Origin of the sequence: Streptomyces sp. CBMA123, assembly GCF_014596465.1 — a bacterium.
In the GTDB taxonomy this organism is placed as follows: domain Bacteria; phylum Actinomycetota; class Actinomycetes; order Streptomycetales; family Streptomycetaceae; genus Kitasatospora.
The window spans coordinates 1-832 of sequence record NZ_MECK01000519.1; the positions used below are offsets into that span (position 1 = coordinate 1).

The following is an 832-nucleotide window of genomic DNA, read 5'->3' on the forward strand; positions in this document are numbered from 1 at the left end:
GGACACGCCCGCCCGCCCGGCGCTGGACGTGGCGTTGCGCGCCGCCGCCGACGCCGTCGCGGGCCGTCCGACCCGCATCGGCACCGCCCCCGCGCCCCCGCCCGATCCGTGGCGGCTCCGGGCGGGCCTGCTGTCCGGTCCGTCGGTCCGGTACGGCCTGCGGGTCGCGCTGTGCATCGCGGTGGGGTCGGCCGTCACCGCCAACTACCCGCTCAGCAAGAGCTACTGGGTGCCGATGACGATCGCGTTCGTGCTGAAGCCGGATCTGGGTTCCGTGTTCCTGCGCGCGGTGAGCCGTGCGGTCGGCACGGTGCTGGGTGTGGTGGTGACGGCGGCGCTGCTGTCGTTGACCACCCAGGAGTGGGCGCTGACGGCGATGGCGGCGGGCTGTGTGGCCCTGCTGCCGTATGCGACGGCGGCGCACTACGGGCTGAACACGGTGGTGATGACGCCGATGGCGCTGGTGCTGCTGCAGTTGGGCGGGCAGAGCAGCGCGGCCGAGTTCTGGCCGCGGGTGCTGGATTCGGTGCTGGCCAGCGTGATCGTGCTGGTCTTCGGCTACCTGCTGTGGCCGGAGCGCCCGCGCCACCGGATCGAGCCCCGGCTGGTCGCCGCGACGACCGCCCTGCGCGCCTACCTCGACGCCGTCACCGACCACCGCCCCGGCCACCACCCCGCCCAGGTGTGGCTGCGCCGTACGGCCTACCGGTCGCTGGCGGACGCCCGGCACGAGGTGCAGCGGAGCCTGGCCGAGCCGCCGCCCACCGGTCGGCTGGCCGAGCGGTGGCTGCCGGCCACGGCGGCGCTGGAGCGGCTCGGCGGGGCGGTGGCG

General features: G+C 75.7%; 1 protein-coding gene. It reads left to right on the forward strand.

The window, feature by feature from the left end:
* A partial coding sequence (locus tag BG452_RS35770) for an FUSC family protein (RefSeq protein ID WP_188308502.1) occupies positions 1–832 on the forward strand: 832 nt, incomplete at both ends.